The organism is Kaistia sp. UC242_56 (genome assembly GCF_044452255.1).
GTDB classification, from domain to species: Bacteria; Pseudomonadota; Alphaproteobacteria; order Rhizobiales; family Kaistiaceae; genus Kaistia; species Kaistia defluvii_A.
The window spans coordinates 3,620,338-3,641,520 of sequence record NZ_JBIOAN010000002.1; the positions used below are offsets into that span (position 1 = coordinate 3,620,338).

The 21,183-nt window shown below is 66.3% G+C and carries 17 protein-coding genes and 1 other RNA gene; 1 reads left to right on the top strand and 17 read right to left on the bottom strand.

Features of this window, described 5'->3' with window-relative positions; all coding sequences use genetic code 11:
• Window positions 1-4: 4 nt before the first annotated feature.
• From mraY to ACHMWQ_RS19890, 11 genes are all read right to left on the bottom strand, one after another.
• Entirely contained in the window at window positions 5-1,090 is a 1,086-nt protein-coding gene (gene mraY, locus ACHMWQ_RS19840) for a phospho-N-acetylmuramoyl-pentapeptide-transferase (RefSeq protein ID WP_266329558.1), read from the bottom strand.
• Window positions 1,090-2,541 (bottom strand): UDP-N-acetylmuramoylalanyl-D-glutamyl-2,6-diaminopimelate--D-alanyl-D-alanine ligase, encoded by a 1,452-nt coding sequence (locus tag ACHMWQ_RS19845; protein WP_396308786.1) that lies wholly within the window; start codon window positions 2,539-2,541, stop codon window positions 1,090-1,092. The genes mraY and ACHMWQ_RS19845 overlap by 1 nt, the downstream gene beginning before the upstream one ends.
• The gene (locus ACHMWQ_RS19850) at window positions 2,538-3,998 is read right to left on the bottom strand and encodes a UDP-N-acetylmuramoyl-L-alanyl-D-glutamate--2,6-diaminopimelate ligase (protein WP_396308787.1); all 1,461 of its coding nucleotides are present in this window, start codon (window positions 3,996-3,998) and stop codon (window positions 2,538-2,540) included. Before ACHMWQ_RS19850 ends, ACHMWQ_RS19845 begins: the two co-directional genes overlap by 4 nt.
• 85 nt (window positions 3,999-4,083) lie before the next feature.
• The gene (locus tag ACHMWQ_RS19855; protein WP_354550421.1) at window positions 4,084-5,817 is read right to left on the bottom strand and encodes a penicillin-binding protein 2; all 1,734 of its coding nucleotides are present in this window, start codon (window positions 5,815-5,817) and stop codon (window positions 4,084-4,086) included.
• Window positions 5,814-6,236: a hypothetical protein gene (locus tag ACHMWQ_RS19860; protein WP_396308788.1), complete on the bottom strand. Its 423-nt coding sequence runs from the start codon at window positions 6,234-6,236 to the stop codon at window positions 5,814-5,816. Before ACHMWQ_RS19860 ends, ACHMWQ_RS19855 begins: the two co-directional genes overlap by 4 nt.
• Window positions 6,237-6,271: 35 nt before the next feature.
• Window positions 6,272-7,297, bottom strand: a complete 1,026-nt coding sequence (rsmH, locus tag ACHMWQ_RS19865) for a 16S rRNA (cytosine(1402)-N(4))-methyltransferase RsmH (protein ID WP_396308789.1) — start codon at window positions 7,295-7,297, stop codon at window positions 6,272-6,274.
• The gene (locus tag ACHMWQ_RS19870; RefSeq protein WP_396308790.1) at window positions 7,294-7,767 is read right to left on the bottom strand and encodes a division/cell wall cluster transcriptional repressor MraZ; all 474 of its coding nucleotides are present in this window, start codon (window positions 7,765-7,767) and stop codon (window positions 7,294-7,296) included. Before ACHMWQ_RS19870 ends, rsmH begins: the two co-directional genes overlap by 4 nt.
• Before the next feature lie 533 nt (window positions 7,768-8,300).
• Window positions 8,301-8,690: RNase P RNA component class A (gene rnpB, locus ACHMWQ_RS19875), an RNA gene on the bottom strand.
• Between the two features lie 234 nt (window positions 8,691-8,924).
• The gene (locus tag ACHMWQ_RS19880) at window positions 8,925-9,431 is read right to left on the bottom strand and encodes a lytic transglycosylase domain-containing protein (protein ID WP_396308791.1); all 507 of its coding nucleotides are present in this window, start codon (window positions 9,429-9,431) and stop codon (window positions 8,925-8,927) included.
• A 171-nt stretch (window positions 9,432-9,602) separates the two neighbouring features.
• On the bottom strand, window positions 9,603-10,334 hold the full coding sequence (locus ACHMWQ_RS19885; RefSeq protein ID WP_354551635.1) for an N-acetylmuramoyl-L-alanine amidase: 732 nt from the start codon (window positions 10,332-10,334) through the stop codon (window positions 9,603-9,605).
• Window positions 10,335-10,384: 50 nt separating this feature from the next.
• Window positions 10,385-11,101: a DnaJ family molecular chaperone gene (locus tag ACHMWQ_RS19890; RefSeq protein WP_354550427.1), complete on the bottom strand. Its 717-nt coding sequence runs from the start codon at window positions 11,099-11,101 to the stop codon at window positions 10,385-10,387.
• A gap of 192 nt (window positions 11,102-11,293) precedes the next feature.
• Between ACHMWQ_RS19890 and ACHMWQ_RS19895 the strand changes: the two genes are divergently transcribed.
• Complete coding sequence (locus ACHMWQ_RS19895; protein WP_396308792.1) at window positions 11,294-15,082, top strand: hydantoinase B/oxoprolinase family protein; 3,789 nt, start codon at window positions 11,294-11,296, stop codon at window positions 15,080-15,082.
• A gap of 210 nt (window positions 15,083-15,292) precedes the next feature.
• Here ACHMWQ_RS19895 and ACHMWQ_RS19900 read toward each other — a convergent pair whose 3' ends face one another.
• The 6 genes from ACHMWQ_RS19900 to ACHMWQ_RS19925 all read right to left on the bottom strand — a co-directional run bounded on the left by ACHMWQ_RS19900 (window position 15,293) and on the right by ACHMWQ_RS19925 (window position 21,177).
• Window positions 15,293-15,994: a hypothetical protein gene (locus ACHMWQ_RS19900; RefSeq protein WP_396308793.1), complete on the bottom strand. Its 702-nt coding sequence runs from the start codon at window positions 15,992-15,994 to the stop codon at window positions 15,293-15,295.
• A gap of 79 nt (window positions 15,995-16,073) precedes the next feature.
• Window positions 16,074-17,006 (bottom strand): extensin family protein, encoded by a 933-nt coding sequence (locus ACHMWQ_RS19905; RefSeq protein ID WP_396308794.1) that lies wholly within the window; start codon window positions 17,004-17,006, stop codon window positions 16,074-16,076.
• A 78-nt stretch (window positions 17,007-17,084) separates the two neighbouring features.
• A complete protein-coding gene (locus tag ACHMWQ_RS19910; RefSeq protein WP_396308795.1) occupies window positions 17,085-18,305 on the bottom strand; it encodes an alanine racemase in 1,221 nt (406 codons plus the stop codon).
• Window positions 18,306-18,379: 74 nt separating this feature from the next.
• Window positions 18,380-19,441 (bottom strand): DUF2336 domain-containing protein, encoded by a 1,062-nt coding sequence (locus ACHMWQ_RS19915; protein WP_396308796.1) that lies wholly within the window; start codon window positions 19,439-19,441, stop codon window positions 18,380-18,382.
• Window positions 19,442-20,129: 688 nt separating this feature from the next.
• The gene (locus tag ACHMWQ_RS19920; RefSeq protein ID WP_396308797.1) at window positions 20,130-20,450 is read right to left on the bottom strand and encodes an AzlD family protein; all 321 of its coding nucleotides are present in this window, start codon (window positions 20,448-20,450) and stop codon (window positions 20,130-20,132) included.
• 1 nt (window position 20,451) lies between these two features.
• Complete coding sequence (locus tag ACHMWQ_RS19925; protein ID WP_396308798.1) at window positions 20,452-21,177, bottom strand: AzlC family ABC transporter permease; 726 nt, start codon at window positions 21,175-21,177, stop codon at window positions 20,452-20,454.
• Between the last annotated feature and the right edge of the window lie 6 nt (window positions 21,178-21,183).

A 21,183-nucleotide genomic window follows, 5' to 3' on the forward strand; every position in this document is an offset into this window, starting at 1 on the left:
CGTGTTACCGGATCTTCAGGCTGGAGAGGCCGATCAGGGCGAGGACGACCGCGATGATCCAGAAACGGATCACGACCTGCGGTTCGGTCCAGCCGAGCTGTTCGAAATGGTGGTGGATCGGCGCCATCTTGAAGACGCGCTTGCCGGTCAGCTTGAACGAGGCGACCTGGATGATGACCGAGGCGGCCTCCAGCACGAACAGGCCGCCGACGATGGCCAGCACGATCTCGTGCTTGGTGGCGACGGCGATGGCGCCGAGCATGCCGCCCAGCGCGAGCGAGCCGGTGTCGCCCATGAAGATCGCGGCCGGCGGCGCGTTGAACCACAGGAAGCCCAGGCCCGCGCCCAGCATCGCGCCGCAGAGTACGGCCAGTTCACCGGTGCCGGGCACGAAATGGATCTGCAGGTATTCGGCGAAGATGGCGTTGCCCGAGAGATAGGCCATGACGCCGAAGGAGGCAGTGGCGACCATGACCGGAACGATGGCGAGGCCATCGAGACCGTCAGTCAGGTTCACGGCATTGCCGGCGCCGACGATCACGAAGGCGCCGAAGGGAATGAAGAACCAGCCGAGATCCAGCACGAAGGCCTTCACGAAGGGAAAGGTCAGCGCGTTCGACAGCGGACCGGTCGAGAGATGCGAGATGGCGATGCAGGCGATCGCCGCGATCGCGAATTCGACGGCGAGACGCGACCGGCCGGAAAAGCCCTTGTGGCTCTGCTTGGTGACCTTGAGATAGTCGTCATAAAGCCCGATCAGGCCGAAACCGACCGTGACGCCCAGCACGGTCCAGACATAGATGCTGGAAAGATTGGCCCAGAGCAGAGTCGAGACGATCAGGCCGGAGAGGATCATCAGGCCGCCCATGGTGGGCGTGCCCTTCTTGGTCACCAGATGGCTCTGGGGGCCGTCCTCGCGGATCGGCTGGCCCTTGCCCTGCTTGACCTTCAGCGCGCGGATGATGGTCGGGCCGAACAGGAAGACGAAGATCAGCGCCGTCATCGTCGCACCGCCCACACGAAACGTGATGTAGCGGAAGACGTTGAGGCCCGAGAATTGCGCGGAGAGATCCCCCAGCAGGTACAGCATCAGACGGGTCCTTCAGTGGCGGGATCGCTCTCGACGGGCGCCGATGCAAAGCGGATCTTCAATGTCTCGACGATGGGCGCCATGCGGCTGCCATTCGAGCCCTTGACCATCACGACGTCGCCGGCGGCGAGCTCGTCGAGAAGAATCGCCTCGAGCTCATTTGAGGTTTCGGCATAATGGCCTCGCATGGCGTCGGGCAAGACCTCCCAGAGCGCCAGCATGGAGGGGCCCGCCGCATAGACCCGGTCGATGCCCGCCGCGGTCAGCGGCTCGACCAGCTCGGCATGCAATCGCAGCGTGTCGTCGCCCAGCTCGCGCATGTCACCGAGAACGGCGATGCGTCGACCCGCGCCTTCCGTCCGCGCCTGCGCCAGGACGGTGATCGCCGCGCGCATCGAGGTCGGGCTGGCGTTGTAGCTTTCGTCGATCAGCGTCGCGCGGCCCTCGCCGACGACGAGCTCGTGCCGGGCGCCGCGGCCCTTGGGCGCGCTCAGATCGCCAAGCGCCGAGGCCGCCTCGCCGACATCGCCGCCCATCTGGGCAACGGCCAGCAGGACGGCGAGCGCGTTCTGCACCAGGTGACGCCCCGGCGCGCCGATCGTGAACTCGACCAGCTGGTCAAGGATGCGGGCGCTGACGCGGGAATGATCGGGCTGCATGTCGAGCGCCTCGAGCCGCGCATCGCAATCGCGGCCCGTGCCGAAGGACAACACATGGTTGATGCCGGAATCCATGGCGAGCAGCGCCAGGCGCTCGAATTGCGAGCTGTCGCCATTCAAAATGACGCTGCCGCCGGGCTCGACGCCGGAAAAAATCTCGGCCTTGGCGCGGGCGATGCCGTCAATGCCATCCGGGAAGAACTCCAGATGCACCGCCTCTATATTGGTGATGATCGCGACATGCGGTCGAACCTGCGCCACCAGCGGCGTGATCTCGCCCGCATGGTTCATGCCGATCTCGAACACAGCGAAGCGGGCATCGGCCGGCATGCGCGACAGGGTCAGCGGCACGCCCCAGTGATTGTTGAACGAGGCGGGCGAAAAATGCGTCGCCCCCTGCCCCGACAGCACATGGCCGAGCATTTCCTTGGTCGAGGTCTTGCCGACGCTGCCGGTGACAGCGGCGATCCGCGCCGTCGAGCGCGCCCGCGAAGCCCGGGCCAGTTCCTGCAGCGCTTCCAGAACGTCCTGCACGACGACCAGCGGGATCGTCATGCGGCCGAGGCCGGCCAACTGGTCGGAGGCCACGACGGCGACCGTCGCGCCATGGCCAGCGGCGGCGCCGACGAAACGGTGGCCGTCAAAGCGGTCGCCGCGAATGGCGAAGAAGGCATCGCCCGGCTGCACGGTCCGGCTGTCGATCGAGATGCCGGTGATCGCAGGGCCGGCGGCCGTCGGACGGCCCTTCATGCCGGCGACGAATTCCTCGAAACCCCAGAGCTTGTCGGTCATGTGCGCGCCTCCGCGGCGAGCGCCGCCGCGACGACCTCATGATCGGAAAAGGGCAGCGTGACGCCGTTGACGATCTGGCCGGTCTCGTGGCCCTTGCCGGCGACGCAGAGCACGTCGCCCTCGCCGAGCATCGAGACGGCTTCCAGAATGGCCGAGCGGCGATCGGCGATCTCGATCGCGTTGGGGGCACCGGCAAGGATCTCGGCGCGAATGCGGGCCGGATCCTCGGAGCGCGGATTGTCGTCGGTCACGATGACGACGTCGGCATTGCGGCTGGCAGCCTCCGCCATCAGCGGGCGCTTGCCGGCATCGCGGTCGCCGCCGGCGCCGAAGACCACGAAGAGCCGCTTGCGCGTCATCGGCCGCAGTGCGCCGAGCGCATGATCGAGCGCGTCGGGCTTGTGCGCATAATCGATGAAGACAAGGGCGCCCTTGTCGGTGACGCCGACCCGCTCCAGGCGGCCGGGCGCTCCCACCAGCGTGCCGAGCGCATCGATGGCGACGCGCGGCTCGATGCCGGTGGCGATCGCAAGGCCCGCGGCAACGAGCGCGTTGGAGACCTGGAAGGCGCCGGCCAGCGGCAGGCGCACATGCATCGGCGTGCCGAAGACGTCGAGTTCGAGCGACTGGCTGTAGAGATCGGGTTCCGCCTTGACGAGACGGATGGCCCGCCCTGCCCGGCCGATGTCGATCAGGCGCTGCCCGCGTCGGCGCGCCACGGCCATGACCGCATCCGCATAGGGACCATCGGCATCGAGCACGGCGGTGCGGCCTTCCGGCAGCAGATTGCCAAACAGCTTCAGCTTGGCTTCGAGATAGTGCTCGACCGTCGGATGGTAATCCATGTGGTCGCGGCCGAGATTCGTGAAGGCGGCTGCCACCAGCCGGACCCCGTCCAGCCGATGCTGATCGAGGCCGTGGCTCGACGCTTCCAGCGCGGCGTGGGTCACGCCCTGCCGCGCGAGCCGGTCGAGAATCTGATGCAGCTGGATCGGATCGGGTGTTGTCAGGCTGCCATAGTCGGAACCGGCCGGCGAGACGACGCCGATGGTGCCGATCGAAGCGGCCTGCTTGCCCGCGACCTCGAAGATCTGGCGGACGAACGCAGCCACCGAGGTCTTGCCGCTGGTGCCGGTGACGGCGACGAGCTGTTCGGGCTGGAGCGGATAGAAGCGGGAGGCGAGATGCGCCAGCGCCATGCGCGGGTCGGCCGCGTGCAGCACGGGAACGCCGATGTCATCTGGCAGGTTTGCTTCGGGACCGCAGACGACCGCCGCCGCGCCCCGCTTCACCGCATCCAGCGCAAAGCGCGAGCCGTCCGCCGCGACGCCCTTCAGGGCCGCGAACAGAAAGCCCGGCTGGACAGCCCGGCTGTCCGCGGTAAGGCCGGATATCTCGATCGCCGCCGCATCGGCGGGGAGCGAGACGTCGTTGGAAGCTAGGTCACCGAGCCGCATTCTGGGGTCGAATCCTCCCGATCGTTCAAGTTTACGCCAAGGCAGGCGCGCGCGAGCCAAAAATCAGAGGCCCGCTCATCGATCCTCAATACGACACAAGCATGGCGTCGGGGTGGCTTTCGTTCTCGCTGCGCGGCTGGACGCCCAGAATGGCGGCAGCGCGGCGGATGATGCTGGAGCTGACATTGGCCGCGTTCCAGGCCGCGAGCGCCGGCAGGCCCGGCTTTTCCGGCTTCGGATCGTCGATCGAGATCAGCATCACATATTCCGGGTCGTCCATCGGGAATGCCGACAGGAACGAGTTGAGATAATGACCTTCGACATAGCGTCCGTTGGCGATCTTCTCGGCCGTGCCGGTCTTGCCGCCGACGACATAGCCGGGAACGTCGGCATTGCGGCCGGAGCCCTTGACCGCGTTGAAGCGGAACAGCCAGCGCATCTCGTCGCTGGTCTTCTTGGAGACCATCTGCGTCGAGTCGGCCAATGCCGCTTCCTGCGTGCGCGGGAAGAAGGTGGGCGACAGCAGATGGCCGCCATTGACCAGCGCCGCGTCGGCAACCGCCGCCTGCATCGGCGTGATGGCGATGCCATGGCCGAAGGAGACGGTCAGCTGCGTCGCCTGGCTCCAGCGCTTGGGCACCTGCGGCGTCGCCACTTCCGGAAGATCGGTCTTGAGCCGGGTCGAGAGGCCGAATTTCTTCAGATAGGCCTGCTGCTCTTCCTGGCCAACGGCGAGCGCCATCTTGGCGGTGCCGATATTGGAGGAATACTGGAAGATCTCCGGCACGGTCAGGAAGCGCGCCTTGGCGTGGAAGTCGCGGATCACATTGCGGCCGACATGGATCGGGAAGCGCGCATCGATGCTGTCCGTCATCTTCACGCGGCCGGAATCGAGCGCCATCGCGAAGGTGAAGCTCTTGAACACCGAGCCGAGCTCGAACGTACCGGCCGTCAGGCGGTTGAGCCGGTCGGGCTTGTTGGCATCGGTCGGATTGTTCGGATCGAAATCGGGCAGCGACGCCATGGCCATGACCTCGCCGGTCTTGGCGTTGAGGATGACGCCCATCGCCGCGATCGACTGGTAGCGCTGCATCGCGCCGACGAGTTCATCGCGCAGGATGTGCTGGACGCGCAGGTCGATCGACAGCTTGACCGGCTGCATGTCGGCGCCCTTCATCGCGAAGCCGGCGCCATGGAGGTCGCCAAGGCCCCGCTCGTCGATCGCCTTCTCGATGCCGGCAATGCCCTGGTTGTCGATATTGACCAGGCCGACGATATGGGCAGCCGCGGGGCCGCCCGGATAGAAGCGGCGGTTCTCGGTCAGGAAGCCGACGCCCGGAATGCCGAGATTGTGGATTTCGGACTGCTGCTTCGGCGTGATCTCGCGCTTCACCCAGACGAAGCCGGCCTGGGTCGACAGCTTCTTGCGCAGCTGCGCCGCATCGAGGTCCGGCAGGACGCTGGTGATCAGTTCGGTCGCTTCGTCGGGATCGACGATCTTGTTCGGCTCGGCGAAGAGCGAAGCCGTCTTGATGTCGGTGGCGAGGATCTCGCCATTGCGGTCGACGATGTTGGGACGGGCGGTGGCGACGGAGGAAGCCGCGCTGCCACGCGCGGCGGAGCCGGCCTGGTCGCTCATGCCGAGCATGACGAGCCGGCCGCCGATCACGCCGTAAACGATCATGAAGACCATCATCGTCAGCCCGATGCGGCTGCGCGTCTGGTCGTGGCGGGCCTTGCTCGCGCCCTTGAGCGCGACGTGGCGGGGACCATTGGAAGGGCTGAACATTCCGGGGCGGTCGGTCAGCGTCATCGTCATGGATTCGCTCCCGATTGAGCCGCCAGGTCACGCGGACGTGGCTTGGCGATGCTGGCCTGGGCGGTGGTGGGTTTCGCGACGATCGGCTTGGCGAGGATCGGCTTGGCCGATCCGCTCTTGGCCACGCCGCTGGTGATCATCCGGTCGAGACTGGCGCCGGGCACCTCGATCGGTTTGTCCGGAACATCCTCGAGACTGGCGAGTTGGCGAACGTCGAGCGGGGTCAGATGCAGATAGCTGCTGTAGCGGCCGACCAGTTCCTGGAGGCGCGACGGCTGGTCCAGCACGCTCCATTCCGCCTGAAGGATGTTCATCAGATCCTTTTCGCGGGCGATGTCGCGGCGCAGCTCCATCACGTGATCGGCGGCTCGGCCCGCGCGATCCTTCATGGCGTAAGTGACGACGGCGCCGGCGACCATCAAAGCAACCCAGATGACGTTGAGTGCCCGGAGCATTACGACCTCGCCACTTTGAATTCAGGAAGCGCCGGTACGCCGGCAGCCGCGGCATCGAACGGACGCGACGGCGCCTCGGTCCGGATGCCGGCGCGAAGCTTGGCGGAACGGGCGCGCGGGTTGCGCGACGTTTCTTCATAGCCGGCCACGACCGGCCCCTTGGACATCAGCGTGAAAGTTGGTGCGGCCAGCGTGCGCTCCGGCATGTGGCGCGAGCCACCGGCGCGGATCTCGCTGCGCTCGGCCAGGAAGCGCTTGACGATGCGGTCCTCGAGCGAATGGAACGAGACGATGACGAGATGCCCGCCCGGCTTCAGCACGCGCTCGGCAGCGACCAGCGCCCGGCCGAGCTCGTCGAGCTCCTGGTTGACGTAGATGCGCAGCGCCTGGAACGTGCGGGTCGCCGGATGGATCGGATCGGTCGGCTTCTTGCCGACGACGCGCTCGACCAGGCCGGCCAGTTCGCTGGTGCGCAGATAGGGCTTGGCGACGCGGTCCTGCGTGATGGCGCGGGCAACGGCGCCGGCGCGGCGCTCTTCGCCCAGGACCGAGATGATGCGGGCGAGATCGCGCGCTTCCATCGTGTTGACGACGTCCGCGGCGCTTGGGCCTTCTTGGCTCATGCGCATGTCGAGCGGGCCGTCGAAGCGGAACGAGAAACCGCGCTCAGCCTCATCCAGCTGCATCGACGAAACGCCGATATCGAGTACGACGCCATCGACCGTCTCATGCCCCTGTCCGGCCGCGATCTCGTCGAGATCGCCGAAGCGGCCATGCACGAGCTGCAGCCGGCCTTCGTATTCGGAAACCAGCGCCTGGCCGTCGGCGATGGCGTTGGGGTCGCGGTCGATGCCGATCACCGACGCGCCGGCATTAAGGATGGCGCGGCTGTAGCCGCCGAGGCCGAAGGTGCCGTCGATGATGACCTTGCCGGCAGCCGGCGCGAGATGCGCGAGCACCTCGGCGAGCAGCACCGGGACGTGACGGTCCGGTCCGCCTGCAGGAATGGCGTCGCCGGCCGTCATGTTTCCGTACCTCCCGAGGAACGCGGGCCCGAGCCAAGCCGGCGGCGCAGTTCGCGCACGCGGTTCTTGGCCTCGTCGCGATAGGCGACGAACCGTTCCGGTTCCCAGATCTGAAATTTGTAACCCTGACCGACAAAGGTCACGGTGTCGCCGATGCCGGCATGCGCCTTGATCGCCTCGGACAGGGCGACGCGCCCTTCCGGATCGATCCGCAGCACTTCGCTCTCGCCGATCAGCGTCGTCGAGAGAAACTCGTGATCCTCGGAGAACGGCTCGAACAGCGTCAGGCTGGCGCGGATCTGGCTGACCAGGCGATTGCCGCCGGCATCCACCGCGTTCTGGTCCAGCGTCGGACAGCAATAGAGGCCCTCGAAACCGTCGCGCGTCAGGACCGAACGGAACAGTGCCGGGATCGACACTCGCCCCTTCGAGTCCAGCCTGTTGGTGAAGGTTGAAACGAATTCGTCCATCACCTTTCGCGCCGGCGCTCCTCTTGAAAATGCCCATTGAACGCCCGCCCGCGTAGCGAGCCGGGAAAACACTCATGGGACGCGGACTGGAAACAACACCCCGACGACGTGGCATGCGACCCCACGGATCGACCTGATTTTGTCGATCGCAGCGCCCTCTGACCGGGATGATTTGGGATACCATGGGTGAATATGGGCGTCAATGGAATCGGCCCCCACGACACGCAGGCGCCCTCGCGCTGATCACACAGGGTTAAGCTTAATTTTCCGTAGCTTTTCGCGGGCCGGGCGTAAGGAATCCGTACGATTTCTCAGGCCCCGGCACGGCAGGCGCACAGGAGAATTTTCGCAAAATGTTGGGAATGGCGAAGGCGAGAGGCGGCGACGGCCGCCTCGGATCGGGACGCGGCGCGTGACGGTGGGACGATCGCCCATGCCGAGGGCTCAGGGACCACGTTCCGGCAGCCTGCCGAGCCCGCGCGGCCCGTGCCAAAGCTGCACGTCCAGCGACGCCGGGCGGCCAAAGAAGAGAAATTGCCAGTCGGCCTATAAGCCGGGTTCTGTAGGGCGGCGGCGAACCGCCGCGTGACGACCATTCATCTTGGACGTCCGTTACCGGACGCCTCGCGCGACCAACCCGGGCGACGAACCTGGAAACAGGCTGGCTTGCGCCATGTCGCCCCTATTCGGTCTTGCTCCCGGTGGGGTTTACCGTGCCGTTCCCATTGCTGGGCCCGCGGTGGGCTCTTACCCCACCCTTTCACCCTTACCCGTTGCGCGAACGCACGGGCGGTTTGCTTTCTGTGGCACTTTCCCTGGGGTCGCCCCCGCCGGGCGTTACCCGGCACCGTGTTTCCATGGAGCCCGGACTTTCCTCCCCTGCGACCTTTCGATCTTGCAGCAGCGGTCGTCCGGCCGACTGGCAATGCGGGGCTTAGGGGTGCGACGGGTGCGGGTCAAGCCCAACCAAGGGGAACTCGGCTCCCGCACCCGGTCTTGAACACGATCTGGAAGTCCTGCGGCCCGCAACATGCACAGGCGACACCCGGGAGGGGCGCATCGAGCCTGGCAGTCTTGCGTCCTTCGCGGGCGCCCGATCCAACGGGCGCAGCCGGACGAGAGGCTTCAGCCGCAATCATCCCAATGACGGTTCGAACTCAGTTCGAAGCCATAATCTGCTGGACCTTGCCGCAATAGCGCAGCGGGCCCTTGCTCATCCGGGTGGCGCCATGGCCGCCATTGTACTTGAGGATCGTGCCGCACAGATCGCCACCGGCGAGCTTGCGGGCCTGGCCGAGATACATCATGCCGTAGCGGATGTTGGTGGCGGGATCGTAGAGCGCCTTGGCGCTGCCCTTGTAGCCCATGCCGCGAGCGGTCTGGAGGCGGACCTGCATCAGGCCGATTTCGCCGACGCTGCCGGTCATGTTGGGCTTGTAGTTGCTTTCCACCGTCACGACGGCGTGGGCCAGCGACAACGGGACATTGTTGGCGGCGGCATGGGTGCGGATCAGATCATCGAAACTGCTGCGATCCGCGGCAGCGACACGAACGACATTGGACTTGAGAAGACGACCGGAGCCCGACTTGGCCGACGCGGGGGAAATGGCGAGGCTGCCAGTGGCGACGAGGGCGGCCAAGGCAAGTACGCAAAACTTCTTCATACTTGGGGGTAACTCACATCATTGACGATGCGCCGCTTGTCGTTGCCCAAGAGTCCCGAATTGGGGCACCGGAATTGAAATCAGATTACAGGCTTTAATATTTCGTGATCGACCATCGCCGCCCCGTAATCGGTTAGCCGACTAACCGATATTATCCTTCCGTAGCGACAATCAACGCGTCTCGGCGAGCGCCCGCGCGAGCCGGTGCAGCGTCGCAATCGTCGAGGAATCGGCGATTCCGTCGACCCGCTCCGGACGGAAATGCCGCTGGAAGGCCGTCACGACCTGTTCGGTCGCGAGATCGTAATTTCCAGAGATCTGAAGGGGATAGCCGTAGAGCGCCAGCATCGCCTGCAGCGCTTCGATGGGCGCCCCGCTTTCACCGGCGCTAAAAAAACGACCGCCTCGAATCGGTTCCGGCTCGACGTAATGGCCGACCCCCGCAGAAGCCAGGCGGCCCCATGGGAACTTCTCCCCGGGGTCGCGCTTGCGAGCCGGAGCCACGTCGGAGTGCGCCAGGATTCGTTCCGGACGAATTTTGTGTCGAGCGCAAATGTCGCAGGCCAGCGCGATCACGGATTCGATCTGGACGTCGGGGAAATCGGGATATCCGTGGTCATGCCCCAGATTGGCGATCTCGATCCCAACCGACCTGGAGTTGATATCGCCTTCGCCATGCCAGGAAGAGACGCCGGCATGCCACGCCCGATCGGCCTCGCGCACCAGCTGGGTGATGGTCCCGTCCTCGGCGACGACATAGTGGCAGGAAACCTGCGAGGCCGGATCCGACAGCAGCTGGATCGCCGCCTCGGCCGTCTTCATGTCAGTATAATGCAGCAGCAGGATATCGATCGCGGCGCCCTCGGCGCGCGGGCCGAAATTGGGCGACGGCCGCCACACCATATCCGGCAGGGTCACGCCGGGAATCGCCGCGTCAGCCACGTCTTTCTCCATCATGCAAAGGCCCGCTCGCGCCGGATGCGGTCATAGGCACCGTTCAGTGCGGCAAGCTTGGCGGTGGCAATCGCCAGGAATTCGGCCGGCACGCCGCGCGCAATCAGCTTGTCGGGATGCGTCTCGGAGACGATGCGGCGATAATGGCGCTTCACGTCGTCGTTGGAGGCGCCGCGATCGATGCCTAGGATGAGATAAGGATCGCCCTCCTCCGGCACGATATGGCGGCTGCGGATGCGAGCGAAGGCGGCCTCGCTGATGCCGAAGATCGACGCGACATGGTCAAGGAAGGCCAGCTCGTCCTGGTGCACCATGCCGTCGGCCTTGGCGATATGGAACAGGCCGTCGACGATATCCTCGAACACGCTGGAGCCGGGGTCGAACAGGCTGGCAAGCTTGCGCGCATAGGCATCGAAGCCGGCGACGTCCTGCTTGGCCAGGTTGAACAGCCGCGCCACGTTCTGGTGCTCGGTGGGCGGGATATCGAACAGCTGCTCGAACGCTGCAACTTCATCGCGCGTCACGACGCCGTCGGCCTTGGCCATCTTGGCCGAAAGCGCGATCATCGACACGGAAAACGCCACCTGCCGCCGCTCGACGGGGGAACCGCTGAGCGCCGTGCGCACGGTCTCGATGAGATCGTCCAGGGCCCGGCCGATGGTGCAGGACCCAGGAAGCTGGCGAATGAGATCGCCGAGTCGTTGCCAGATTGTCATGGGCGAACCATAAGCATCTCGCTCGCCGAGCGCGAGAGTCCAGGGTGTCGCGCACATCGGTCGCCCCCGGATCTCACGGGGACCGTTGCGTCCCGCGCCAGCAACCGCGAAGCCCCATGCCGTGACGGATTGACGGACGCCGCCCGAGCCTTACTCATGCGCCCGGGCTTCAATCGCGCGAAGGGCAGGACGATGACGCAGTGGGACTTCTGGATCGATCGCGGCGGCACCTTCACCGACATCGTCGCCCGCGATCCCGAAGGCCGCATCCGCGCCCACAAACTGCTTTCGGAAAACCCCGAGGCCTATCGCGACGCCGCCGTGCAGGGCATTCGCGAACTGATGGGCCTCGCCCGGGGCGAGCCGATCCCGCAAGGCGCGATCGCCACGGTCAAGATGGGCACGACGGTCGCCACCAACGCCCTGCTGGAGCGCAAGGGCGATCGAACGCTCCTCCTGATCACCCGGGGATTTCGCGACGCGCTGGCGATCGGCTACCAGGCGCGGCCGGACATCTTCGCCAAGAAGATCATCAAGCCGGAACTGCTCTACGAACGCGTCGTCGAGGTCGCCGAACGCGTCCGCGTCGACGGCACGGTCGAGGCGGAGCCCGATCCGACCGCGGTGGAGACGGCGTTGCGCGACGCCTATGCCAGCGGCATCCGCTCGGTCGCCATCGTGTTCATGCATGCGTGGAAATATCCCGAGCATGAAGCCCGCGTCGCGGAACTCGCGCGCCGCGTCGGCTTCCCGCAGATCTCGGTCAGCCACGAGATCTCGCCGCTGATGAAGCTGGTCGGGCGCGGCGACACGACGGTGGTCGACGCCTATCTCTCGCCGATCCTGCGCCGCTATGTCGAGCAGGTGGCGGGGGAACTCGGCGTCGCCGGTGAGCCCTCACCGCGGCTGATGTTCATGATGTCGTCGGGCGGCCTGACGGCGGCGGAGTTGTTTCGCGGCAAGGACGCCATTCTATCGGGCCCGGCCGGCGGCGTCGTCGCGGCGGTCGAGACGGCGCGGCAGGCGGGCTTTAGTCAGGTGATCGGCTTCGACATGGGCGGCACGTCCACCGACGTCTCGCATTATGACGGCGTCTATGAGCGTTCGTTCGAGACGGAAGTCGCGGGCGTGCGCATGCGCGCGCCGATGATGCGCATCCATACCGTCGCCGCCGGCGGCGGGTCGATCCTGCATTATGAAGCCGGGCGGTTCCGCGTCGGCCCGGATTCGGCCGGCGCCGATCCCGGCCCCGCCAGCTATCGGCGCGGCGGCCCGCTGGCCGTCACCGACGCCAATGTCATGACCGGCAAATTGCGGCCGGAACATTTTCCAAAAATCTTCGGACCCGGCCGCGACCAGCCGCTCGATGCCGCGATCGTGCGCGAGCGCTTCGAGGCGCTGGCCGCCGAGATCGGCGACGGCCGCCGGCCTGAGGAGATCGCCGACGGCTTCCTGCGCATCGCGGTCGAGAACATGGCCAACGCCATCAAGAAGATCTCGGTCCAGCGCGGCTATGACGTGACCGACTACGCGCTGAACTGCTTCGGCGGCGCCGGCGGCCAGAGCGCCTGCCGGGTCGCCGATGCGCTCGGAATGACGACGGTACTGGTGCATCCCTTCTCCGGCATTCTCTCCGCCTATGGCATGGGCCTCGCCGACATCCGCGCCAGCCGCAGCCAGGCGGTGGTCCAGAAGCTGGCGCCCGAAGCGCTGCCAGAGTTACAGGCGCTCGCCGCGTCGCTCACCGACGAGGTTCAAGCCGAACTTACGCAGCAGGGCGTCGAGGCGGCCGAGACCTTCATCCGCGCGCATCTCCGCTATGACGGGACGGATACGCCGATCCCGGTCGAGGTCTTGCAGCAAGTCCCTCACCCCAACCCTCTCCCGCAGGCAGGAGAGGGAGGCGTTTCGCCGACAGACGTCGAGCCCAGCCCCCACCTCGCTAACCAGCCGGGCTCCCCCGTCGATGCAGCCCACGGCCAGCCCCCTCGCCCGCTTGCGGGAGAGGGCTGGGGTGAGGGTCTTGCTTCCCGTTGGCTGCCCATGGAAACAATCCTCGCCGCCTTCGAGGACGCCCACAGGAAGCAGTTCGGCTTTGTCTTCGAGGGCAAGGCGATCGTCGTCGAGAGCCTGGAGGTCGAGGCGGTCGGCGGCGGAGCTTCGATCGAGGAGCCCGCGCTCGACGCGCCGGAGAGCCGGCCACAGCCCTCCGAGACGGTCTCGATCTTTTCCGGCGGCGCGACCCACCCGGCCCGAATCTTCGTGCGCGAAAGCCTCTCGCGTGGCGCGATCGTCCCAGGCCCTGCCCTCATCATCGAGCCGCACCAGACCATCATCGTCGAGCCCGGCTGGCAGGCGGCGATCTCGCCCCGCGACCATGTCGTGCTGACGCGGGTGGAGGCGCTCGACCGCAGCCATGCCATCGGCACGGATGCCGACCCCGTCATGCTGGAGGTGTTCAACAACCTCTTCATGTCGATCGCCGAGCAGATGGGCGTGACGCTGCAGAACACCGCCTATTCGGTGAATATCAAGGAGCGGCTGGATTTCTCCTGCGCCGTGTTCGACGCGACGGGTGCTCTCGTCGCCAACGCGCCGCATATGCCGGTGCATCTGGGCTCGATGGACCGCTCGGTCGAAACGATCATCGAGCTGAACCGGGAGGCGATGCGGCCGGGCGACGTCTATGCGCTGAACGCGCCCTATAATGGCGGCACCCACCTGCCGGACATCACCGTCGTCTCGCCGGTCTTCGACGACGCGGGCGAGGAAATCCTGTTCTTTGTCGCCAGCCGCGGCCACCATGCCGATATCGGCGGCACCGCCCCCGGCTCGATGACGCCGCGCGCCACCACCGTCGACGAGGAAGGCGTCCTCATCGACAATTTTGTCCTTGTCGATCGCGGCCGTTTCCGCGAGGCCGAGTTGGTGGAGCTTCTGACCAACCACCCCTACCCGGTCCGCAACGTCACGCAGAACGTTGCCGATCTGAAGGCGCAGATCGCCGCCAACGAGAAGGGCGTGCAGGAACTGCGCCGGATCGTCGAGCATTTCGGGCTCGACGTTGTCACCGCCTATATGGGCCATGTGCAGGACAATGCCGCCGAAAGCGTGCGGCGGGTGCTGGGCAGCCTCAAGGATTCCGAATTCGCGGTCGAGACCGACCAGGGCGCGGTCATCCGGGTCAAGATCCGCGTCGACCGGGAAAAGCGCGAGGCGACGGTCGATTTCACCGGCACCAGCCCGCAGCAGCCAACCAATTTCAACGCCCCCGAACCGGTCACGCGGGCTGCGGTCCTCTATGCCTTCCGCGTCATGGTGGAGGGGGACATTCCGATGAATGCCGGCTGCCTCCGGCCGATCCACATCATCATCCCCGAGGGCTCGATGCTAGCGCCGCGCTATCCGGCCGCCGTCGTGGCCGGCAATGTCGAGACCAGCCAGCAGGTGACCAACGCCCTGTTTGGCGCGCTGGGGGCGCTGTCGTCGTCGCAGGGCTCGATGAACAACCTCACCTTCGGCAACCAGACCTATCAATATTACGAGACGCTCTGCTCCGGCGCGCCGGCCGGCGTGTTCAATGACGGCACCGGCTTCGACGGCGTCGACGCCGTGCATGTCCACATGACCAATTCGCGCCTGACCGACCCGGAAGTGCTGGAGTTCCGGTTCCCTGTCCTGCTCGAGGATTTCCATATTCGCGAAGGCTCGGGTGGCCGGGGCCAATGGTCGGCCGGCGGCGGCACCAAGCGGACGATCCGGTTCCTGGAAGAAATGGAATGCGCCATCCTCGCCTCGCATCGGCTTGTCGCGCCGCACGGACTGATGGGCGGAGCGCCCGGCGCCCTCGGCAAGACCGAAGTGCGCCGGAACGACGGCCGGATCGAAGCACTGGAAGGCTGCGACCAGACGGTGCTCCAGCCTGGCGAGGCGGTGATCGTCACGACCCCGACGGGCGGAGGGTTTGGACGGGCGAGATAGCCGAACAGCGGTCTCACTTCACCTGTCTCCACTGCCACCCCACCCTCTGTCGTCATCCCGGGCGGAGACCCGGGATCCATTCAGCCGAGGCGTAGGGAGGCTGTCTCCCGGGAACCAGGCTGAATGGATTCCCGCCTTCGCGGGGATGACGGAGTCTTGGTGATGAAGGGCGGGTGTTTGGGCGGAAAGAAAAGCCCCCCGCCCCACGCCTTACGCCGCCTTGGCAAGCGCCTGTTCCAGCGCGTGCCAGTCGGACGGGGCGAGCACCGGCTTGACGCCCATGTCGACCACCGCCGCGAAGACCGGCACGGGCATGGCGGCCTTCATGCCGCCCAGCATGCCGAGCCGTTCGGCCGGGTTCATTGCGGGGATCATGATGCGGATGAACTCCATCATCATGCCGGGCTCGACCGAGCCGACGATGCGGCCCTCGATCGCGGCCAGTTCGCCGTCGTTGAACAGGCGGTGCAGGAGCGAGAGCGTTTCCGTCTCCTCCTCGATCATGTGCTCGAAATCATGCGCCAGGAATTCCGTGTAGCGCAGATAGAGCGCGCGCAGCATCGGCGAGCGGCGCTCGGGCGGCGCAGCCTCGATCTGGCGGAACCGCGTCTCCAACTCGTCGAAATCGCGCTCGTGATGGTCGTGGTCGTCGACCAGCCGCGTCGTCGCGCCGACACGGCGCGTTTCGATCTCGGTGTGGATGAAGATGTTCTCGTGATGGAGATGCTTGCGCCCCATCGTCACCATCAGGCGCATATCCTGCAACAGGCCCGCGACGTCGGCGTCGTTGAGCGGATCGATCGCGCCGAGGCGGGTCATCAGCTGTCCCTGGGCGCGGCGCAGGCCCTTGTGGATGCTGGCGTAGAGATTGTAGCGCGTCTCGTCGACGTAGACGGTTGTGGTGGCGGTCATCATCAAACTCCTCAAATCCCTAGAGGGAGGGCGGAGTACAATGTGACGTTAGGTCATGCTGTGACGCAAATCACTTGCGCTACTGCGCATAGGACATCGGAATGCTGGCCGGCGGCGTATAGGGGCCGGATGCCGGGACGGACGGCACCTCGCCGGCACGGATCTGGTCGCCCGGATAAGGCGCCTCCGCGTCGGGCGCGCCGAGATTGTCATCGAAGCGATAGGTGAACGCGCGCTGCTCCATATTGGCGGGAGCGGCGGGCGCCGGCGTCTGCAGCAAGGTCGCCATCGGGATGCCGGCATTCGGATCGAGCGGCGTCGGTCCCGGCATGTCCAGCTTCGGCCGGCAATAGCGCGACGTGCCGCTGGCATTGTGGCGCGCGAGATCGATGTGGATGTGGTCTTCGTGCAGCCGGTTCGAGCCCGGGCCGAGCACGGTCGTGAAATAGCCGCAGGCCGAAATCAGCGCCTCGCGCAGGAAGGCCTGGCTGGCCGGATCGCCGCGCCGCCAGTCGCTCTTGACCCGGATCGTGCGGCCATCGGCCAGTCGGAAGCCGGCGACGTCGAAGGCGTTGGCGAAGGCGTGTTCGGAAAGCTTGGCGCCGTGGCGGTTGTTGCGCGACCGGCAGGCATAAGTGCCCATGGTGAGCACTTCGGTGACCGGCATGGCGAAGCGGGCCTGCGCCGCCGGCTGCACCGACTCGCGGATCCAGCGCTCCATGGCGTTGGTCATCATGCAGCCCAGCACCACATCGCCACCGGTGACCGCGACGACGCCCCGCTCGAAGGCGTTGACCTTAAGCGGCCGTTCGATGCCGCACGTGCCTTTCCCATCCACTTCCTTCGCCGGGCGCTGGAAGTAGGAAGGGACGACCAGTTTCTGCGCGTAACAGGCTCGCTCCGTCGCATCCCGCCAGCTTTCCCTTTCTTCCCCGAGGAAGTTGAGGGCACAGCCGGAGAGCGAGACAAGAGCGAGCACCGACGCGGTACGCAACGCTACGCAACTGAACATGCGCGTAGAATGCGGCCGAAGCTCTTAAAGAATGGTCAACCATACCCGCAACCAGGGATGGTCTTTCGGGGGTGCGCGCTACTCGCCCATCGTCTCGATCGAGGCGAAGCCTTCGACCGGACCCGCCGCCTCGAACGGAGTCGTCACCTCGACGAAGCTGTCGGGATAGAAGCCGTTGAAATGGGTGCGCAGCGACAGCGAATAGGCGCCGATATGGCCGATCTCGATCCAGTCGCCCATGCCGATCGTCTCCGGCAGGTAGAACGGACGCGAGAGGATGTCGACGGAATCGCAGGTCGCGCCGCAGACCCGGAACGGCACGATCTTGTCGCCGTCGCCGCTGCGCTGGCGGCGGGCGGGATCGGGCAGATGGCGCGCCGGCAGCGTGATCTTGCCGGTCCAGGAATCCGACAGCGACGACCAGATGCCGTCATTGATGTAGAGCCGCCTGCCCTTCTTCAGCAGCACGCGCACCACGACCGAGAGGCAGCGCGCGACGATGACCCGGCCGGGCTCGGCCACCAGCGGCACGTCGCCAAAGCCCCATTCCTGCGCCTCGCGCACCACGTCGGCGATCAGCGCGCCGGTTTCGGGCCGCACCACCTGCTTGCGCCGGGGATCGCTGCCATAGGCGGCCGGAAAGCCGCCGCCAATGTCGAGCGCGGCGATATCGACGCTGGCGCGCGACCGCACCCAGGCGGCCGAGGCCAGCGCCCGCTCATAGGTATCGGTATCCTCGACCTGGCTGCCGACATGGAAGCAGAGCCCGACCTTGAAGCCGAGCTTGCCGATCCGCTCGACCAGTTCGACCGCGTGGCCGGGCGCCGCGCCGAATTTCTTGGAAAGCTCATAGGCGGCGTGCCCGCGCGTCGCCAGGCGCACGAACAGCGTGATCTCTTCCGGGTCGAGATCGAGCGCCCGCACGATGCGGACGATCTTGGCGATCTCGTCCTCGTGGTCGAGGGCGATGACGCGGATGCCATAGGTCTCCAGCGCCAGCCGGATGTCCGACTGCGCCTTGACCGGATGCATGTAGAGAAGCTCGGCATCGGGCGCCACGGCGCGAGCGGCGGCGAATTCAGCCGGCGATGCGACGTCGAAGCAATCGACCCCGGCATCCGCGAGCGTCTGCAGCACCAGCGGCTCGCCATTCGTCTTGACGGCATAGGCCAGGCGGCCGGGAAAAGCGGATTTGAACGCCAGCGCATCGGCCCGAAGCACGCTCGGGCGGAAGCAGTAGAGCGGCTGATCCGGACGAAGCTTGTAGGCTGCGTCGCGGGCGGTTTCGAAGCGATCCATCGTTTCGCGATCCCGTATGGCCGTTGGCCGGCAGACGCTATCAGCGCCCAGCCGGTACGGGAACCCCGATGGCGTCAGAGGGCGGGATTCTGCTGGGCGGGCATGGCGGCTGCTTCGTCGGAAGCCTGGCGCGCCTGCAGGAAGCGCAGCGTATGGGCGGCGTCGTCCTGGCCCAGCGCCTGATAGGCGCGGACCAGCGTTTCGATCGCCTCGGCCGAATGGCCATGGCGGCGGCCGCGAATCGCGGCGATCGCCGCGAACGTCTCGTCGCTGACACCGGCGGCCTTACAGAGCACGGCGAGCGGCATGGTATCGGGCTTGGCGATCATCCGACGCACCAGTTCGACCGGCAGCCCGGCGGACCCGGCGAGCAGGCCCGCGACTTCCATCATCCGGTCGCCCGAAGCGACGGTCGCAATCACCTCGGCCACCGCATTGGGAGCGGCGGCCGTCTCGTCCGAGTGGTCGTCCCCAGGCCGGGAGCGCGTGCGCGTCGGGAAGGCGATGACGACGCCGCTCTCCGAGGGCGCGGCGAACGAACGGCGAGACCGCGGCACCGGCGGCGCGGAGCGGATATCCAGCATCTGGCCGCGCTCTTCGTCGCTCTCGCGGGCGGCCGCCTGGCGCTGTGCCAGCTTCTGCGTCGCCTCATGGACCAGGATGGCCAATCCGTGCTGCGAGAACCGCGCGCCCGGATTCTGCGCCAGCAGCCGCAGGACGGCGCGGTCGCCCCGGTCGAGCAAGGCGTCCGAAACCGCCTCCGGCACCTGGGCGCGCGTGGCGATGGCGCAGAGGCGGTCATGCGGCAGGGTAGCGGCGAGCGCGGCGAGATCGGCCTCCTCGAAGGCGAAGGAGCGGCGCAGCACCGGTTCGGCCGCCTCGATCTCGCGCAAGGCGAGGAACCGCAGCACCTCGGCCGGCGCATTGGGCAAAGCAGCAATCCGCTCGACCAGCACGGCCCTCTCGTCGGGCCGCATGTCGTCGAACACGCCGAGGATGATTTCGGAAAACAGCGCGGCCGTCGGCGGCGAAACGGCCGCGCCGGCGCTGCCGAACAGATCGGTGATGGAGGCAAGAAGCTCAGCCCGCCGCGCCGGCGCGGTCTGGTGGGCTGCCTCCGTCCGGCGATCATCCATGCTGGTTTTCCGGCCCTGTTTTCATGCCGGGACGGTCGCAGCGAAACCATAAGAAACGATTGAGAGGCGCGGTTTCCGGAACGTTACCGGGGAGGCCGGCATCCCTGCGGCGCCTCTCCCTCCCCGCTGCCGAGAGCGGAATCCCGTTGACGATTGAGGCGAGATTGCAGCGGAACAAAGCCACTGCCTGCACGTTTTTCCACCGAGGGATTTGGGAGATTATTCCACGGCTTAGCCCATTCATGGCAGGATTGCGCCGACTTAGCGGCGAAACCCGCAAGTTGGGGCCTTGCTCGAAGGGACGATCGAGTTAATACTTAAGCTCGAAGTTGGGCGTGTAAGAGAGACCCGGGAGATGTCCATGAGCCTCGCAAAACCGTTCCATCTGCTCGCCGTGAGCGCCGCTTTTCTGTTCGTCGCGGCCATCGTATTGGGAGCGATCTGAGTCCTCCCGCGACATTGTATTCTTGACAGCGTACTCGACCGAAAGTTGCCGAGCCATTGCTTGGCGGGTTGAGTTGTACTGTCAAATGGCCAGCAAGTTTCTCACCCAACCCTTTCCCGCAAGCGGGCGAGGGTTCTTTGTGATTTTGAGACGTCAACGCTGAGACCGGGCTCGAACCGCCCCTCTACCGCTTGCGGGAAAGGGTTGCGGTGAGGGTCTGCCTGCGATCAGGCTCACCCCATCCTACAGCCCGAACGCCCAGCGGCTTCCCGCCACCACCGCCATGCCCGCAAACGCCGCCAGAATGTCGCTGCGCCGCCAGAAGTAGACGGCGGCCGTTGCCGCGAAAGCCGCATATTCGGCCGGGCCGCCATGCATGGCGATCGGGCCGAGGATGGAGCCCATGATGGCCAGCGGCAAGGCCCGCAGCCAGGCCTCCACCCGCGGCGTCACCACCACGAAACGCATGAGGAAGAAGCCGGCGATCCGCGTCAGATAGGCGGAGATCGCCATCGCGGTAACGATGAGCGCAAAGCCGGCTGTGGTGTTCGGATCGAGCGACATGCTATTCGCCCTCCGGCTTCGGCCCCGGCGCCGCGTCCGTTGCCGAACGGGGCGCGAAGGCCGCGGCCAGACTGCCTGCAAGGCCGCCGGCCAGCACGTGCCAGGAACCGCCGACGAAGCGGTCGCAGACGATAGCCACCAGGCCGCCCACGACAAATGGCAACACGTCGCCCCTGCCCTTCCAGAAGCCGCACGCAAGCGACAGGAAGAAGGCCGGCAGGAAGAAATCGAGCCCGAGCCGACGCGTATCGCCAAGAAGCTGGCCGAAGCCGGTACCGGCGATCGTCCCGGCGACCCAGCCGACCATGCAGCCAAGCCCAAGCCCCGCGAATACGGCGACGTCGCGACGCCCCGCATCGCGCTCCTGCATCGCCGTCGCCCAATTGGCATCGACCATCAGGAACATCGACGGATAGGCAATCCAGGGCGAAAGCCCGCGCATCCAGGGCTGCATCGCCGCCCCGAACAGCACGTAGCGCGAATTCATGGCAATAACCGCCACGACCACGGCGACCAGCAGGTCGGGCGCGCCCCAGGCATGCAGCGCCAGAAGCTGCGCCGTGCCGGCATAGACAAAGACGCTCATCGAGGCCGCGCCCAGGATCGAGATGCCGACCTGGCCGGCCAGCACGCCGAACACGACGCCGAAGGCGACCATGCCGGGGAACAGCGCAAGGCCTTCGAGGAAGCCGCGGCGAAAGCCGGTGGCGGTAAATGTGGCCGACATGGGATT

What these genes read in the sequence shown, in the direction of transcription:
- mraY (WP_266329558.1), bottom strand. Translation starts at nt 1,090, where the DNA reads ATGCTGTACCTGCTGGGGGATCTCTCCGCGCAATTCTCGGGCCTCAAC.
- ACHMWQ_RS19845 (WP_396308786.1), bottom strand. Translation starts at nt 2,541, where the DNA reads ATGACCGACAAGCTCTGGGGTTTCGAGGAATTCGTCGCCGGCATGAAG.
- ACHMWQ_RS19850 (WP_396308787.1), bottom strand. Translation starts at nt 3,998, where the DNA reads ATGCGGCTCGGTGACCTAGCTTCCAACGACGTCTCGCTCCCCGCCGAT.
- ACHMWQ_RS19855 (WP_354550421.1), bottom strand. Translation starts at nt 5,817, where the DNA reads ATGACGATGACGCTGACCGACCGCCCCGGAATGTTCAGCCCTTCCAAT.
- ACHMWQ_RS19860 (WP_396308788.1), bottom strand. Translation starts at nt 6,236, where the DNA reads ATGGTCGCCGGCGCCGTCGTCACTTACGCCATGAAGGATCGCGCGGGC.
- rsmH (WP_396308789.1), bottom strand. Translation starts at nt 7,297, where the DNA reads ATGACGGCCGGCGACGCCATTCCTGCAGGCGGACCGGACCGTCACGTC.
- ACHMWQ_RS19870 (WP_396308790.1), bottom strand. Translation starts at nt 7,767, where the DNA reads ATGGACGAATTCGTTTCAACCTTCACCAACAGGCTGGACTCGAAGGGG.
- ACHMWQ_RS19880 (WP_396308791.1), bottom strand. Translation starts at nt 9,431, where the DNA reads ATGAAGAAGTTTTGCGTACTTGCCTTGGCCGCCCTCGTCGCCACTGGC.
- ACHMWQ_RS19885 (WP_354551635.1), bottom strand. Translation starts at nt 10,334, where the DNA reads ATGGTGTGGCGGCCGTCGCCCAATTTCGGCCCGCGCGCCGAGGGCGCC.
- ACHMWQ_RS19890 (WP_354550427.1), bottom strand. Translation starts at nt 11,101, where the DNA reads ATGACAATCTGGCAACGACTCGGCGATCTCATTCGCCAGCTTCCTGGG.
- ACHMWQ_RS19895 (WP_396308792.1), top strand. Translation starts at nt 11,294, where the DNA reads ATGACGCAGTGGGACTTCTGGATCGATCGCGGCGGCACCTTCACCGAC.
- ACHMWQ_RS19900 (WP_396308793.1), bottom strand. Translation starts at nt 15,994, where the DNA reads ATGACCGCCACCACAACCGTCTACGTCGACGAGACGCGCTACAATCTC.
- ACHMWQ_RS19905 (WP_396308794.1), bottom strand. Translation starts at nt 17,006, where the DNA reads ATGTTCAGTTGCGTAGCGTTGCGTACCGCGTCGGTGCTCGCTCTTGTC.
- ACHMWQ_RS19910 (WP_396308795.1), bottom strand. Translation starts at nt 18,305, where the DNA reads ATGGATCGCTTCGAAACCGCCCGCGACGCAGCCTACAAGCTTCGTCCG.
- ACHMWQ_RS19915 (WP_396308796.1), bottom strand. Translation starts at nt 19,441, where the DNA reads ATGGATGATCGCCGGACGGAGGCAGCCCACCAGACCGCGCCGGCGCGG.
- ACHMWQ_RS19920 (WP_396308797.1), bottom strand. Translation starts at nt 20,450, where the DNA reads ATGTCGCTCGATCCGAACACCACAGCCGGCTTTGCGCTCATCGTTACC.
- ACHMWQ_RS19925 (WP_396308798.1), bottom strand. Translation starts at nt 21,177, where the DNA reads ATGTCGGCCACATTTACCGCCACCGGCTTTCGCCGCGGCTTCCTCGAA.